This window comes from Oryzobacter terrae, from assembly GCF_042756445.1.
Taxonomy (GTDB): Bacteria; Actinomycetota; Actinomycetes; order Actinomycetales; family Dermatophilaceae; genus Oryzobacter; species Oryzobacter terrae.
In genome coordinates, this window is the sequence record NZ_CP170578.1 from 3,381,909 (window position 1) to 3,396,864 (window position 14,956).

A 14,956-nucleotide genomic window follows, 5' to 3' on the forward strand; every position below is an offset into this window, starting at 1 on the left:
CGGGCACCGGCCCGTCGGGCCGGAGCGCGGTCGCCGCCGTCGGGTGGCGCAGGAGAGGATGTCGTGGTGAGCGGGCTGGAGATGCGACCCGGGTGCGAGTGCTGCGACGTCGACCTCCCGGCCGACGACGTCGGGGCGGTCGTCTGCTCCTTCGAGTGCACCTTCTGCTCGGGCTGCGCCGAGCACCTCGAGCGGGCCTGCCCCAACTGCGGCGGAGCGCTCATGCCGCGCCCCACTCGCGTCGGCGACGCCCTCGTCCGGCACCCCGCGTCCACGGTCCGTGTCGTGTCCGGACAGCCTTGTCCCGGAGCGGGATACGCCGGACGGGAGCGTCCAGTCGAGAGGCTCCGACGAAAGCCCGAGCGCGGCGCGTCCGACCGCGCCGAGCTCGACTCCCTCCTCGACGAGGTCCTCGCGGGCACCCTGTCCACGGTCGTCGACGGGCGCCCGTGGGTCGTGCCGATGCTCTTCGCGCGCGACGGCGACCGGGTCCTCCTCCACGGGTCCACCGGAGCCGGTGCGCTGCGCCAGGTGGCGGCGGGCGCCCCCGCGGTCCTGTCCGTCACCGTCGTCGACGGCCTCGTCGTCGCCCACACGACCTTCGACTCCTCGGCCAACTACCGCTCGGCCGTGATCCACGGCGAGCTCACCGATCTCACCGGCAGCGACCGGGCGCGTGCGCTCACCCGCATCTCAGAGCGGCTCGTCCCGGGCCGCACGAGCGAGGTGCGGCCCTCCACCGCGAAGGAGGAGGCCGCCACGCTCGCGATGGCCCTGCCCATCACCGACGGGCGGTGGGTGCTCAAGGTCCGCTCGGGCGGCCCGACCCCGCCCGACGAGGACCCGGAGGGCGCGTGGTGCGGCGTGGTCCCGCTGCGCGTCGTCGCGGGAGAGCCGGAGCCCGCCCCGTGGACGGTCGAGGCCGGCGTGCCGGTGCCCCGCTCGGTCGGCGACTTCGTCGCGGCCGTCGGAATGGCCACGACGTGACCGAGGTTGTGCTGCCCGTGGATGCCCCTGCCGTCGTCACCGCCCCGGTCCGCGCGACGGGCATCGGGTCGTGGCCCGGGACCTCGGTGCGCGAGGCCGTCCGCACCGTCCGCGACCTCCTCCTCGACGGCGAGGGCGTGGGCCTGCCCTTCCTCCCCGAGACGCCCGGGCGGGGGCCGGGCGCCGACATCATCGGGCGCGCCGCGGCGATGCTCACCGACCTGTACGTCGACCTCCAGCCCAGCGGCTGGCGGCTCGTCGACCGCCCCGGCCGCGACGCCGGCCGCACGGCCTCGCTGCTGCGCCAGGACCTCGACGAGCTGGCCGAGGCCTACGACGGGTACACGGGTCCGCTCAAGGTGCAGGTCGCCGGACCGTGGACCCTCGGCGCCTCGCTGCGCCTGACCCGGGGCGAGCGCGTGCTCGTCGACCGGGGGGCGTCCGCCGACCTCGTCGCCTCGCTCGCCGACGGCATCGCCGGGTACGTCGGTGACGTGCGCCGCGTCGTCCCGGGTGCCGAGGTCGTCCTCCAGCTCGACGAGCCGTCGCTGCCCGCCGTCCTCGAGGGGTCGCTGCCCACCGACTCCGGCTTCGGGCGGATCCGCAGCGTCGACCCCCAGGTCGCCGCCCGCGGCCTCGAGACCGTGCTCGCCGCCCACGACGGGCCCACGGTCATCCACTCGTGCCACCCCTCGGTCCCGCTGCCCCTCCTGCGGGCCACCGGCGTCGGGGCCATCGCCATCGACCTCACCGGCGCCACGCCGGCCCGGTGGGAGTCGGTCGCCGCCACCCTCGACGCCGGGACCTCGGTCTGGGCCGGGGTGCTGCCCACCGACGGCTCCGGCACCTCGCAGGACGCGCGGGCCCTCGTCCTCGAAGGGCTCGAGCGGGCCGGGCTCGCCGTCGACGCGCTGCGCGGGCTCGTCGTCTCGCCGACGTGCGGGCTCTCCGGACTCACACCCGAGGGGGCCCGCGACGTTCTCCGTGCGGCGCTCGACACCGCGCGCCGACTCGGAGAGGAGGTCCACCGGTGAGCCGTCAGCCCCGCGTGCCCTGGCAGGTCAAGTTCGTCGCGCTCGTCCTCATCTGGGGGTCGAGCTTCCTCCTGATGAAGGTCGGCCTCGAGTCGCTGTCGGCGGTGCAGATCTCCGCGCTGCGGATCGTCTCGGGCGCGGCCGTCATCACCGCCCTGCTCTTCCTCGGCGGAGGGCGGCTGCCCACCGGAGCGCGTGTGTGGGGGCACCTCCTCGTCTGCGGCTTCTTCCTCGCGACGCTGCCGTTCACCCTCTTCGCCCTGTCCGAGACCCGGATCACCTCGGCCCTGGCCGGCATCGGCAACGCGGCCACCCCCATCGCCACCGTCCTGGCCACGCTGGCGATCCTCCCGGGGGAGCGGGCCACCGGGCGCCGCCTCGTCGCCGTGGGCGTCGGCTTCCTCGGCGTCGTGACGATCATGCAGCCGTGGACCGCCACCGACCGCCCCGACCTCGTCGGCTTCTCGATGGCCCTCGTCGGCGGCGCGAGCTACGGCATCGGCTGGACCTACAACCGCCGCTTCCTCAGCGGCGTCGACCTCGGCGGTCTCTCCCAGCCGGCGGCCACCCTGCTCACCGGCCTCGTCCTCATGGTCCCGGTCGTGCTCGGGTGGGCCCTGCTGCAGCCCGAGGGAGTCGCGAGCACCTGGTCGTACGCCACCCCCGACACCGGCCGGCCGGCGTGGTTGCCGCTGCTGTGCGTGCTCGTCCTCGGCCTCGTGGGAACGGGGTTCGCGTACATGCTCCAGTTCGACGTCGTCCGGGGGGCGGGCCCTGTCATCGGCTCCACCATCACGTACCTCATCCCGGTCGTCTCGGTGCTCCTCGGCGTCCTCGTCCTCGGTGAGCACCTCGGCGCCGCGCAGCTCGTCGGGTTCGCCATCGTGCTCGGCGCCGCGTTCGTCATCAACCGCCGACCGCGCACCCCCGAGGCCGTCGTCGTGCGCGAGCGCGAGCAGGCGGCGTCGACCTCGGGCTGACCCGTGCAGGGAGGCGGTCCGCTCGACGCTCATTCCGACGGCGGGCGGACCTCGCGACGCAGGATCTTGCCCGTCGGGCCCTTGGGGAGGGCGTCGACGACCCACAGGGTCCGCGGGTACTTGTAGGCCGCGATCCGCTCCTTGGTGAACTCGATGATGTCCTCGGGCGTCGCCGTCGAGCCCTCGCGCAACGCCACCGCGGCGGCCACCTGCTCGCCGTAGAGGTCGTCCGGCACGCCGACGACCGCGACCTCGAGGACGTCGGGGTGGGTGTAGATGACCTCCTCGACCTCGCGCGGGTACACGTTCATCCCCCCGCGCAGGATCATGTCCTTCTTGCGGTCCACGATCGTGAAGTACCCCTCGTCGTCCATCGTCGCGAGGTCGCCGGTGCGGAACCAGCCGTCGGGGATCGCCTCCGCGGTGGCCTCGGGGTTGCGCCAGTAGCCCTTCATGACGTTGTCGCCGCGGATCGCGATCTCGCCGACCTCGCCGACGGGGACCTCCTGGCCGTCGAGGTCGACACAGCGCATCTCGCAGCCGGGGATCGCGATGCCGATGGTGCCCGGCTTGCGCTCGCGGTCGGGCATGTTGAAGCTCGCGACGGGGGAGGTCTCGGACAGGCCGTAGCCCTCGAGGATGACGCAGCCGAACTTGTCCTCGAAGGAGCGCATCACCTCGAGCGGCATCGCGGACCCGCCACTGGCACACGTGCGCAGCGAGCTCGCGTCCATGCCGTCGCTGCTCGGGTGGTTGAGGATCGCGGCGTACATCGTCGGCACGCCCTGCATGATCGTCACCCGCTCCTTCTCGATGACCTCGATGGCGGCGGCCGGGTCGAAGCGGGGGATGAGGGCCAGGCTGGCGCCCGCGATCGTCGCGGCGTTGAGGCCGACGACGAGCCCGAACACGTGGAACAGCGGCAGGCACCCCATGACGACGTCGTCGCTCGTCATCTGCTGGATGACGTGGGCCGAGCGGTCCGCGTTGAGGTGGATGTTGCTGTGGGTCAGCTCGGCGCCCTTCGGCCGGCCGGTGGTCCCGGAGGTGTAGAGGATGATCGCCGTGTCGTCGTCGGCGCGGTCGGTGGGCTCGGTGATCGGCTCGCCGCCCGTGAGGCCGCCCTCCACCGGACCGGTCGGGGTGCACTCGACGATGACGGTCCCGCTGTTCTCGGCGCCCTTGGTCGCCTCGGGGACGAAGTCGGGCCAGACGAACGCGATCTTCGCGCCCGAGTTGGTGAAGAAGTAGTCGATCTCGCCGGCCTTGAGGAGCGGGTTCATCGGGACGACGACACCGCCCGCCAGGAGGATGCCCCAGTAGACGACCGGGAACGCGGGGACGTTCGGGAGGATGACGGCCACCCGGTCGCCGGGCTCGATCCCGTTGGCGCGCAGGGACCCTGCGACCTCGGCCGCCATGGCGTGCAGCTGTCCGTACGTGACGCCCTGGCCGTTGATCCGCAGGGCGTCCTTCTCGGGGTTGTCCGCTGCGGTCGTCGTGAGGTTCGTCGCGAGGTTGGTCATCGGTGCTCCTGGGTCCGGCGGCGGTGGCGGGCTGGCCCCATCCTCACCCGCGCCGGTCCTGCCACGCCAGAGCATCGACGGGGCAGTTGGCGGATCGAGGGTTGCCGGTCCCGTCCGGGTCCGGCTCAGACGGCCTCGAGGGCGAAGAAGAGGAAGCACATGAACGACTCGTGCTCGAGGCCGGGCGGGAGCAGCTCGGGAGGGGTGTCGGGCGCCGGGGGAGGTTCGCTGATCGTGCTGATCCGGAAACCGGCGGCGGAGAAGGAGTCGGCCATGGTGTGCAGCGGCCGGTGCCAGAAGGTCAGCCACACCGTCTGGCCGTCGAACACGTAGTCCTCGGAGTACCGGGTGACGGCGAAGTAGTCGGCTTCCGGGTACACGATGGCGTAGGCGGCGGGGTGGTTGACGCACAGGAGCAGGCGTCCGCCCGGCCTCAGCACCCGACGCAGCTCGGCGAGGGGCCCGGACCAGTCCTCGAGGTAGTGCAGGACGAGGGACGCCACGACGTCGTCGAAGGAGGCGTCCGGGAACGGCAGCGGCGCCGCGAGGTCCGCGACGCGGAGGTCCGCGTCGTCACCCAACCGCTCGCGGGCCAGGTCGACCATCGCCGCACTCACGTCGACGCCGGTGACCAGGGCCCCCCGGTCGCGCAGGCTCTCGGTGAGCGGGCCGGACCCGCACCCGGCGTCGAGGACGCGCCGACCCGAGACGTCACCCGCGAGGCGGAGGATCTCGGGTCGTGCGTAGTACGCGTTGAACAGACCGCCCTCGTTCTCCGCGGCGTAGGCGGCCGCGAAGCCGTCGTAGTCGGTGGCGCCCGCCGTGGTCCCGTCCTCGGTCCGCTGCATCCCTCGTTCCTACCCGCCGCCCACCGCCGTCTCCACTCGACACGCGGCCCCGCCCCGCCCTCCCGTCAGCGCAGGTCGTCGAAGAGGTCGGTGAGCATCGGCGCGCCCGGGTCGCGGGGCGGCCACACGACGCAGTACCACTCGCGCCCCACGCGCCGCTCCCACTGCACGGTGTCGTCGGGGTCGTCGGACATGACGTGGAGCTGGCTGCGGTGCTCGCGCAGGCCCGCGACGACCCGGCCGGCGACGGCACGGACGTCGACGGTGATCCCGATCGTCTCGTCCGGCACGCCGCGCATGTGGTAGGTCCGCGTGGGGTCGAAGGTGAACAGGCCGAGCTCGGCCCGCTGGCGGTTCCACCGCTCGAACACGCTCTGCGGGACGGCGCCGTGCACGAGACGCCGGGAGCCGGGCGGGTCGCCGGAGAACAGCCGCGTGAACGCCTCGTCGGTGGCCGCGCCGACGGCGACGTGGTCGGGGTGCCCGAAGATGCCGTCCGGGCCGAACGTCACGACGACCGCGGGGTCCTCCTCCTGGAGGATGCGGGCCACCGCGGCGACGACCTCCGCGGCGGGGACGTCGGCCACGCCCCCGTCGGGCAGGCCGAGCCACTCGTGGCGGTCGGGGACCCGGCCCAGCGCCCGCCACGCCGCCTCGTCCTCGGCCCGGCGGACGGCCCCGAGCGTCTCGCGGGTCGCCGGGAATCCCTCGCGGATCTCGCCGAGCTCGCCCACGGTGGCGTGGACGAGGACGAACCGGAAGTCCGGGTCGTCCCCGTGGAGCGCGACGCTCCCGGCGGCGCCGTACGCGTCGTCGTCGGGGTGCGCGAAGACGCAGACGAGGGTCCGGCGGGGCATGCCCCATGATCGGGCCCGCGGGCGACCGGGCACTAGTCTCCGGAGGTGAGGATCGAGGAGCTCGACTGGCAGGACACCCCCTGGGGCGAGATCAGCCTCCGTCGGCGCCGGGACCGCGTCACCGAGCGCGACGTGCTCGAGGTCAAGCTCGGCGACGACTTCCTCATGTCGAGCCAGTTCACGACCGGCGAGGAGGAGCTGTCGCGGATCGGCCTCGCGGCGACCACGGGCGAGGCGCTGACGGTCCTCGTCGGCGGGCTGGGGCTCGGCTACACCGCGCTCGCCGCCCTCGAGGACGAGCGGGTGAGGGAGCTGACGGTGGTCGAGGCCCTCGAGGCCGTGGTCTCGTGGCACCGGCGCGACCTCCTGCCCGACTCGCGCGGCATGGCGGCCGACCCGCGGGTGCGCCTCGTCCTCGACGACTTCTTCGACGTCGTGCGCACGGGCCGCGCCGACCGCACCTATGACGCGGTACTGGTGGACATCGACCACGCCCCCGACTGGCTGCTGCGCGAGGACCACGGCGACCTCTACACCGTCGAGGGGTTCGCCCGTCTGGGCGCGATGCTCGTCGACGGCGGGGTGTTCGCGCTCTGGTCCGACGAGCCCCCCGAGCCCGAGGTGGTGCGCCGGATGGGGGCGGCCTTCGAGCGCGCCGACGCGCACGTCGTGCCGTTCCCCAACCCGCTGACCGGCGGGGAGTCGGCCAACACCGTGTACCTGGCGGTCGGGCCGCGTCGCTGACGGCGACGGGTCGCGGCTGTCGGACCCCTGCGCGAGACTCCCACGATGAGCACCGAGTACACCGAGACCGAGCAGTTCCGCGGCGCCCGGATCCACCTGTCCGACCTCGCGGGGCTCGAGATCCGCGACTGCGAGGTCAGCGGCCTGAAGATCGTCGACTGCTACGGCAGGGACGTCTCGCTCGGAGGTGACTTCGAGCGGCTCGTCGTCAACGACGTCGACGTCACGGCGTACGTCGAGTCCGAGCTCGACCGGCTCCACCCCGCGCGCCGGCTGGCCCGCGAGGCGAGCACGCCGCAGGACTACCGCACCGCCTGGGACGCCGTCGAGACGATGTGGGCCGCGACGCTCGAGCGGGCCCGGCGGCTCCCCGACGACGCCCTCCGGCAACGGGTCGACGACGAGTGGTCGTTCCTCGAGACGCACCGCCACCTGCTCTTCGCGAGCGACGCCTGGCTCGGCAACGCCGTCCTCGAGGAGGACGCGCCGTACCACCCGCTCGGGTTCCCCTCGAGCGGGATGCCGGCGGAGGAGGCCGCGGCGCTGGGCGTCACCCTCGACGCCGACCCGACCCTCGACGAGGTCCTCGAGGCCCGGCGGCGGCGGATGGCGACGATGCGTCGCGTCGTCGACGGGCTCACCGACGCCGAGCTCGACCGCGTCTGCGCCCGCAAGCCCGCCGACCCCTACCCCGAGCAGGAGTACGTCGTGCGCCGCTGCCTCCGGGTCGTCCTCAAGGAGGAGGCCGAGCACCACCGCTACGCCACCCGCGACCTCGCCGTGCTCGAGGCCGGCCCCACGCGCGACGACGGTTGACAGCGGCGGGCGACAGGTCGACCTTGGGATGGTCAGCCGTCGCGACGACACGGTGAGGAGGGCGTGGTGGCCATGGCGATCTTCGCGCGCATCGGCTCGATCAGGGGTGAGTCCGTCGACGCGCGCCACCAGGACGAGATCGAGGTCCTGTCGTGGACCTGGGGGGTCTCCCAGTCGGGCGCGGGCGCCGGGGGGACCGGGTCGGGAGGGGGAGCCGGCAGGGCCACCGTCCACGACCTCAGGTTCACCCACCGCCTCGACCGGGCCTCACCCCTGCTGATGAAGGCCTGCGCGACCGGCGAGCACCTGCGCGACGCCACGATGACGGTCCGCAGGGCGGGTCCCGGCCAGCTCGAGTTCCTCGTCGTCACGATGAGCGACGTCCGCGTCACGAGCGTGTCGTCGAGCGTCAGCGCCGAGGGCGACTCGACCCTGGAGAGCGTGGATCTCGCCTTCGCCAGGGTCGACCTCGAGTACCGGCCGCAGAAGCCGAACGGGACGCTCGACGCCGGCGTCCACTTCGCCTACGACCTGAAGAAGAACAAGGCCGGTTAGCCACCGGGAGAGGGGAGCACGGATGTCCGAGGCAGCCATCCACCTGCTCGTCGGGACGACCAAGGGTGCGTTCGTCCTCGACGGTGACGCCGACCGCGCCTCGTGGACGGTCCGCGGTCCGTACTGCGACGGGTGGCCGGTCAACCACGTCATCGGCGACGGCGACTCGGGGACGATGTGGGCCGGTGGCGGCGGGGCCTGGTCCGGTGCCGGCGTCTGGCGCTCGCACGACGGCGGGCACTCCTGGGAGCTGAGCAGGCTGACGACGGGCCAGATGGACGCGTGGGCCGCCGACGACCCCGCGTTCGCGGCGTCGATCGGCTGGACCGAGGCACCGGCCCCGTTCGGCGACGGTTTCTCCCAGGTGTGGTCGCTCGGGAGGGTGGGCGACCGGCTCTACGCCGGCACCAAGCCGGCGACCCTGCTCGTCAGCGACGACGGTGGCGAGACGTGGGAGACGGTCAAGGGCCTCACCGACCACCCGTCGGCGCCCGAGTGGGGCCCCGGCGCCGCCGGGCTCGTGCTCCACACGATCGTCGCCGACCCGAGGGACCCGGAGCGGATGTGGGTCGGGCTCTCGGCCGCCGGGGTCTTCGCGACCGAGGACGGCGGGGTGACCTGGGAGCGGCGCAACGACCTCGCGGACCCCGCCGACGGCGACACCGGCGACCACCCCGCCGCGGCGTCGGACGGGCACACCGGCTTCTGCGTCCACCACGTCGAGCGGGCCGCGGGCGACGGTGACCTGCTCTACCAGCAGAACCACCACGGGGTGTGGCGCTCCGACGACGGGGGCCACGGCTGGCGGAACATCACGCAGGGGTTGCCCTCGACCTTCGGCTTCCCGCTGTGGGCGCACCCGCGCGACGAGCGGACCGTGTGGACCGTGCCGCTCAACGGCGACACCGAGGGCCGGTACCCCCCCGGCGCCGCGGCGGCGGTCTGGCGCTCGCGCGACGGCGGCGAGTCGTGGGAGGCACTGCGCGAGGGGCTGCCGCAGCAGGCCTGCTTCTTCACCGTCCTCCGGCAGGGGATGAGCGGTGACCGCCGGGACCCGGCCGGGGTGTACTTCGGGACGAACACGGGGTCGGTCTTCGCCAGCCGCGACGAGGGCGAGAGCTGGACCGAGATCGCCCGGCACCTGCCCACCGTCCTGTCGGTCGAGGTCCTCGAGCCGGGCGTGGCATCCTCGGGCTGACGACGGCGGTTCGACGAAGGGGTGGGCGTGGCGAGCATCGCGATGAGGGTGGTCGCCCTGCAGGTCCGGCTGACCCGCAAGAAGCGCTACGCCACGCCCGAGGCCGGGACGGCCTTCCTCCACTCGGTGAAGGGACCCTCGAGACCCCCACGCGACGCCCTGCGCGCCTGCGAGGTGACGACGCGACGGGTCCGCGGGGTCGAGGTCCACGTCGTGCGGCGGCCCGGCGCGGGCGCGCCGACGGCCGGTGCCGTCGTCTACCTCCACGGCGGCGCGTACACGAACGAGATCGTCGAGCAGCAGTGGGCGTTCGTGGCGCACCTGGCCCGTCGCGCCGGCGCCGAGGTGCACGTGCCGATCTACGGGCTGGCCCCGCACCACACCGCGGCCGAGGCGGTCGACCTCGTCGGGGACGTCGTGGCCGACCTCGTCGCCGACGGGCGCCGGGTCGTCCTCTGCGGGGACTCGGCCGGGGGAGGGCTCGCCCTCGTCGCCGCGCAGCAGGCGTCGCCCGCCGTCCGCGACCGGTTGGGCGGGCTCCTCCTCGTCGCCCCGTGGGTCGACCTCACGATGGCCAACCCCGAGATCGAGGCCGTCGAGCCCACGGACCCGTGGCTGACCCGGGCCGGTCTGCACCCGATCGCGGCCTCGTGGGCCGGGGACCTCGGCGTCGACGACCCCCGCGTCAGCCCCCTCTTCGGCCCGCTCACCGACCTGCCCCCGGTGGAGGTCTGGGTGGGGACCCGCGACATCACCCTGCCCGACTGCCGTGAGCTCGGCCGCCGCATCCCGGCCGACAGCGGCTTCACCCTCCACGTCGAGGACGGCGCCATCCACGACTACCCGCTGCTCCCGACCCCCGAGGGGCGCCGGGCCCGCCGCGAGATCGCCGCGCGCGTCACCGAGATGCTGTCCGGGAAGCCCTGAGCGAGAAGCGGCCTCAGCGGGTGATGCCGAGGGTGGCGACGAGGTCCTCGTGGAGCTCGAACCACACGCGGTGGCAGGAGTCGACCGACGTGCCCGCCAGCCAGGCCGGGTCGTCGTCGGCCCGGAAGAGGGCGGTGAGGAAGCGGCCGCGGTAGCCGGCGAAGCGCCCGAGGGCCGAGGTCAGGGAGTCCTCGAGCTCGCCCAGCGACGCCCCCACGCCGAGCAGCACGTCGCGCGTCTGCTCGTCGAGGGACGGCTCGGCCGCGAGCTGCACCCCGGTGAGGGCGCCCGTGACGACGGCGTTGAGGGGGAGGAAGGAGTGGTGGCCGGCCTCGACGACCCCGCGTCCTCCGCTCGCGTCGAGCTCCTCGGCGAGCAGCCGCTCGCCCTCGTGCCGCCCGGAGGTGCTGAGCGACCACCCGGCCATCTCGAGGAAGGTCGACCACGTCGCCCACCCCCGCTCGCTCGCGTCGTGGAGCACCGCCTCGGTGTCGACCGGGTCGAGGGCGAACCGCGCGGCCACCGCGTCGGTCGGCGCGAACCCGAGGAGGCGCACGGCGTGGAGGGTGAGCAGGTCGGGCGTCGAGACGTGGGTCATCGGCCGTCCTCCTCCGGCGTCACGACGCCGCGGTCGCCGTCGACGGTGGCGAGCGCACCGTCGACGAGCACCTCCAGGGCGCCGGTGGCCCCGACGACGGCCGGGATGCCGACCTCGCGGGCGACGATCGAGGCGTGGGAGAGCAGTCCGCCGGTCTCGGTGACGACCGCCGCGACCACCCTGAAGAGCGGCGTCCACGCGGGGTCGGTGGTCCGGCAGACGAGCACGTCGCCGCGGCGCACGGCGGAGAAGCCGTCGACGTCGCGCACGACGCGGACCGGGCCGGTGGCAACCCCGCCGCTGCTCCCCGTGCCCGTCACCACGGGCGGGCCCGGGGACGGTGCCCGCGCGACGGACCGGGGCGCTCCGGCGACCGGCAGGGCCGTCATCGGTCGGGCCTGGAGCAGCCAGACCCGTCCGCCGGCGACCGCCCACTCGACGTCGACCGGCCCTCCGAGGAGCGCCTCGCAGCGCCGTCCCATGCCGGCGAGGGTGAGGGCGAGCGCGTCGGGCAGGCAGGGGCGTCGCCGGTCGTCGTCGCCGACGGCCGTCGAGACGAGGCCGTCGGGTGCGAGGTCGAGCCGGGTCGCCTTGTCGCCGAGCCGGGTCGACACGGTGCCCTCCTCGCTGACGGTCGTCGTGTCGGGCACGACGGCGCCGTCGACCACCGACGGGCCGAGCCCCCACGTCGCCTCGACGACCGTGACGCGTTCGCCCGTGGTGGGGTGACGGGTCACGAGGACCCCCGAGGCCTCGGCGGCGACCAGCCGCTGCACGATGACCGGGACGCGCTCCGGGAGAGCGGAACCGGAACGTGCCGCATAGGCGAGCACGCGAGCCGAGCGGGCGGAGGACGAGCACCGCGCGACGGCGGCCGCGACGTCCTGCGCGCCGCGGACCCCCAGCTCGGTCTCGAGCTGTCCGGCGAACGACGCGTCGGGTCCGTCCTCGCCGGGGGCCGACGAGCGCACGGCCACGGGTGCGTCGAGGAGTGCCGCTGCCGGCGAGGACCGGAGGCGGTCGGGCGTGACCGGGCCGGTGACGACGACGCCGTCGGGCACCGGGAGGCCGGCCCGCAGCAGCACCCCGAGGTGCCACGCCTTGGCGCCGCACGCGCGGTCGGCGTCACGCAGGTCGACGGTTCCCACTTGCTGAACCTAGCCTCCGGTGGGCGGGCGGGGCACGGGCTCGGCGGGGCGTCCGCCGAGGGCGTAGCGTCGGTCGGCGTGATCACCACCGACGAGTTCCTCGGGTACTGCGACACCGCGCTCGACGGGTACGCCGCGATCTGCCGCGAGCTCGGCGACGACCTCGTCAACGCGCGCCTCGACGGCGGCAACTCGGCGTTCGGGCTCGCCACCCACGTCGTCGGGGTCATGGCGCGGTGGGGCCGGACCGTGAACCGGGGCATCGTCGTGCCACGCGACCGCGACGCCGAGTTCACCGCCACCGGAACCGTGGCGGAGGCGCTCGCGCTGCTCGGCGCCGGGCGGGCGGCCCTCCACGAGGACGTCGCCGCCGCGGTCCCCGCCGACGCCCCGGCGAACCCGCCGCCCGGCCGCGACCGCGACGAGCCCGGCCTGCGGACCCAGGGCGGGGTCCTCCTCCACGTCTACGAGGAGCTGGCGCAGCACCTCGGGCAGCTCGAGGTGACCCGCGACGTCCTCCTCGGTCGCGTCCCGCCGCGCTGACCCCCGGCCGTCGGTGGTCTGCGGCAGGATGACGACGTGAGCGAGACGCCCTCCGACCCCGCCGTCGACCAGCCCACCGACGTCGTGCCCGACGAGGCCCGGCACGAGTGGGAGACCCTCGCCGAGGAGGCGCGAGGGCACCAGTTCGCCTACCACGTCAAGGACGCGCCGACCGTCAGCGACGGCGAGTACGACGTCCTCATGCGGCGGCTCAACGCCCTCGAGGACGAGCACCCGTCGCTGCGCACCCCCGACAGCCCGACGCAGCAGGTCGGCGGCGCGGTCTTCGCCACCGAGTTCCAGGCCGTCGACCACCTCGAGCGGATGCTCAGCCTCGACAACGCGTTCTCGACCGACGAGATGCTCGAGTGGAACGCCCGCGTCACCCGTGACGCGGGCGGAGCCGAGCTGCACTACCTGTGCGAGCTGAAGATCGACGGCCTCGCCGTCAACCTCCTCTACGAGAAGGGACGCCTCACCCGGGCGCTGACCCGCGGCGACGGCCGCACCGGTGAGGACGTCACGCTCAACGTGCGGACGGTGCGCGGCATCCCGACCGAGCTCGAGGCGACCCCGACCCACCCGGTCCCCGAGCTCGTCGAGGTGCGCGGCGAGGTCTACTTCCCGATCGAGGCGTTCGGTGAGCTCAACGCGCAGCTCGTCGAGGCGGGCAAGCCCCCCTACGCCAACCCGCGCAACACCGCGGCCGGTTCGCTGCGGCAGAAGGACCCCCGGGTCACGGCGAGCCGTGAGCTGCGCATGCTCGTCCACGGCCTCGGCAAGCGCGAGGGGTTCGACCTGACGCGGCAGAGCGAGGCCTACGCCGCGCTCGAGGCGTGGGGCCTGCCCGTCTCGTCCCACTTCCGAGTGGTCGACACCATCGACGAGGTCAACGCCTTCATCGCGCGCACCGGCGAGCACCGGCACGACGTCGAGCACGAGATCGACGGCGTCGTCGTCAAGGTCGACGAGATCTCGGTGCAGCGCCGCCTCGGGTCCACCTCGCGCGCGCCCCGGTGGGCCATCGCCTTCAAGTACCCGCCCGAGGAGGTCAACACCCGGCTCCTCGACATCCAGGTCAACGTCGGTCGCACGGGCCGGGTCACGCCGTTCGGGGTGATGGAGCCGGTCGTCGTCGCAGGGTCGACGGTCGAGCGGGCGACGCTGCACAACGCGACGGAGGTGCAGCGCAAGGGCGTCCTCATCGGCGACACCGTCGTCCTGCGCAAGGCCGGCGACGTCATCCCCGAGATCCTCGGGCCGGTCGTCGACCTGCGCGACGGCACCGAGCGCGAGTTCGTCATGCCGACGACCTGTCCGGCTTGCGGCACCGCGCTCGCCCCCGAGAAGGAGGGCGACAAGGACATCCGGTGCCCCAACAGCCGCTCCTGCCCGGCGCAGCTGCGCGAGCGCCTCTCGAGCCTGGCCGGGCGCGGGGCCTTCGACATCGAGGCCCTCGGCTACGAGGGCGCGGTCGCGCTGCTCGACGCCGGGGTCATCGACGACGAGTCGACCCTGTTCGGGCTCACGGCCGAGGACATCGCCCGGGTCCCGCTGTACACGAGGGCGGCGAGGAGGACCGACCCGGAGGAGGCCGTCGTCGACGGCCGCGTCCTGTCGGCGAACGGCCAGAAGCTCGTCGACAACCTCGGCCGCGCCAAGGAGCAGCCGCTCTGGCGCGTCCTCGTGGCCCTGTCGATCCGCCACGTCGGGCCGACCGCCGCGCGAGCGCTCGCCCAGCACCTCGGGTCGATGCAGCGGATCCGCGAGGCGAGCGTCGAGGAGCTCGCCGGAGTCGAGGGCGTCGGCACGGTCATCGCCGAGTCGGTGCGCGACTGGTTCGACCGGCCCGGCAACGAGTGGCACGTCGCGATCGTCGACGGGTGGGCCGCCGACGGCGTCCGGATGGAGGACGAGCGCGACGAGTCGGTCGAACAGACCCTCGCCGGGCTGACCGTCGTCGTCACCGGGTCCCTCGACGGGTACTCGCGCGACGAGGCCAAGGAGGCGATCCTCTCCCGCGGGGGCAAGGCCTCGGGCTCGGTGTCGAAGAAGACCGACTACGTCGTCGTGGGGGAGAACGCCGGCTCCAAGGAGGACAGGGCCCGCGAGCTGGGCCTGACGATCCTCGACGAGGCCGGCTTCACCCGGCTGCTCGAGACGGGGTCGCCCGACGGCCCCTGACGGCGGCGCGG

Annotated in this window: 15 protein-coding genes; 10 read left to right on the plus strand and 5 right to left on the minus strand. The window is 74.0% G+C overall.

Annotation, left to right across the window (positions count from 1 at the left end; translation table 11 throughout):
- Positions 1–66 precede the first annotated feature (66 nt).
- From ACFWN3_RS16190 to ACFWN3_RS16200, 3 genes are read left to right on the plus strand one after another with little or no spacing between them, the layout of a single operon-like run.
- The gene (locus tag ACFWN3_RS16190) at positions 67–987 is read left to right on the plus strand and encodes a DUF1272 domain-containing protein (RefSeq protein WP_377641334.1); all 921 of its coding nucleotides are present in this window, start codon (positions 67–69) and stop codon (positions 985–987) included.
- A gap of 17 nt (positions 988–1,004) precedes the next feature.
- Positions 1,005–2,021: a methionine synthase gene (locus ACFWN3_RS16195; RefSeq protein WP_377641336.1), complete on the plus strand. Its 1,017-nt coding sequence runs from the start codon at positions 1,005–1,007 to the stop codon at positions 2,019–2,021.
- Positions 2,018–3,001 carry a DMT family transporter gene (locus ACFWN3_RS16200; RefSeq protein WP_377641338.1) on the plus strand — a complete coding sequence of 328 codons (984 nt, stop codon included), beginning with the start codon at positions 2,018–2,020 and terminating at the stop codon, positions 2,999–3,001. The genes ACFWN3_RS16195 and ACFWN3_RS16200 overlap by 4 nt, the downstream gene beginning before the upstream one ends.
- Before the next feature lie 29 nt (positions 3,002–3,030).
- Here the strand turns inward: ACFWN3_RS16200 and ACFWN3_RS16205 are convergent, their stop codons facing one another.
- From ACFWN3_RS16205 to ACFWN3_RS16215, 3 genes are all read right to left on the minus strand, one after another.
- The gene (locus tag ACFWN3_RS16205) at positions 3,031–4,527 is read right to left on the minus strand and encodes a long-chain fatty acid--CoA ligase (RefSeq protein ID WP_377641340.1); all 1,497 of its coding nucleotides are present in this window, start codon (positions 4,525–4,527) and stop codon (positions 3,031–3,033) included.
- A gap of 125 nt (positions 4,528–4,652) precedes the next feature.
- A complete protein-coding gene (locus tag ACFWN3_RS16210; RefSeq protein WP_377641342.1) occupies positions 4,653–5,375 on the minus strand; it encodes a class I SAM-dependent methyltransferase in 723 nt (240 codons plus the stop codon).
- A gap of 65 nt (positions 5,376–5,440) precedes the next feature.
- Positions 5,441–6,232 carry a PIG-L deacetylase family protein gene (locus tag ACFWN3_RS16215; protein WP_377641344.1) on the minus strand — a complete coding sequence of 264 codons (792 nt, stop codon included), beginning with the start codon at positions 6,230–6,232 and terminating at the stop codon, positions 5,441–5,443.
- A 45-nt stretch (positions 6,233–6,277) separates the two neighbouring features.
- Here ACFWN3_RS16215 and ACFWN3_RS16220 point away from each other — a divergent pair, with 45 nt between their 5' ends.
- From ACFWN3_RS16220 to ACFWN3_RS16240, 5 genes are all read left to right on the plus strand, one after another.
- Positions 6,278–6,976: a spermidine synthase gene (locus ACFWN3_RS16220; protein ID WP_377641346.1), complete on the plus strand. Its 699-nt coding sequence runs from the start codon at positions 6,278–6,280 to the stop codon at positions 6,974–6,976.
- A gap of 45 nt (positions 6,977–7,021) precedes the next feature.
- Entirely contained in the window at positions 7,022–7,792 is a 771-nt protein-coding gene (locus ACFWN3_RS16225; protein ID WP_377641348.1) for a DinB family protein, read from the plus strand.
- A gap of 72 nt (positions 7,793–7,864) precedes the next feature.
- Positions 7,865–8,347 (plus strand): Hcp family type VI secretion system effector, encoded by a 483-nt coding sequence (locus ACFWN3_RS16230; RefSeq protein WP_377645637.1) that lies wholly within the window; start codon positions 7,865–7,867, stop codon positions 8,345–8,347.
- Between the two features lie 22 nt (positions 8,348–8,369).
- A complete protein-coding gene (locus ACFWN3_RS16235) occupies positions 8,370–9,545 on the plus strand; it encodes a WD40/YVTN/BNR-like repeat-containing protein (RefSeq protein ID WP_377641350.1) in 1,176 nt (391 codons plus the stop codon).
- A 27-nt stretch (positions 9,546–9,572) separates the two neighbouring features.
- Positions 9,573–10,472 carry an alpha/beta fold hydrolase gene (locus ACFWN3_RS16240; RefSeq protein WP_377641352.1) on the plus strand — a complete coding sequence of 300 codons (900 nt, stop codon included), beginning with the start codon at positions 9,573–9,575 and terminating at the stop codon, positions 10,470–10,472.
- A 13-nt stretch (positions 10,473–10,485) separates the two neighbouring features.
- Here the strand turns inward: ACFWN3_RS16240 and ACFWN3_RS16245 are convergent, their stop codons facing one another.
- Together ACFWN3_RS16245 and ACFWN3_RS16250 are read right to left on the minus strand one after the other, a co-directional pair.
- Positions 10,486–11,070, minus strand: coding sequence for a hypothetical protein (locus tag ACFWN3_RS16245; RefSeq protein WP_377641354.1), 585 nt, complete (start codon positions 11,068–11,070; stop codon positions 10,486–10,488).
- Positions 11,067–12,218 carry a PEP/pyruvate-binding domain-containing protein gene (locus tag ACFWN3_RS16250; protein ID WP_377641356.1) on the minus strand — a complete coding sequence of 384 codons (1,152 nt, stop codon included), beginning with the start codon at positions 12,216–12,218 and terminating at the stop codon, positions 11,067–11,069. The genes ACFWN3_RS16245 and ACFWN3_RS16250 overlap by 4 nt, the downstream gene beginning before the upstream one ends.
- Positions 12,219–12,296: 78 nt before the next feature.
- Here ACFWN3_RS16250 and ACFWN3_RS16255 point away from each other — a divergent pair, with 78 nt between their 5' ends.
- Entirely contained in the window at positions 12,297–12,761 is a 465-nt protein-coding gene (locus ACFWN3_RS16255) for a DUF664 domain-containing protein (protein ID WP_377641358.1), read from the plus strand.
- Positions 12,762–12,797: 36 nt separating this feature from the next.
- Positions 12,798–14,945, plus strand: coding sequence for an NAD-dependent DNA ligase LigA (gene ligA / locus ACFWN3_RS16260; RefSeq protein WP_377641360.1), 2,148 nt, complete (start codon positions 12,798–12,800; stop codon positions 14,943–14,945).
- Positions 14,946–14,956: the final 11 nt, after the last annotated feature.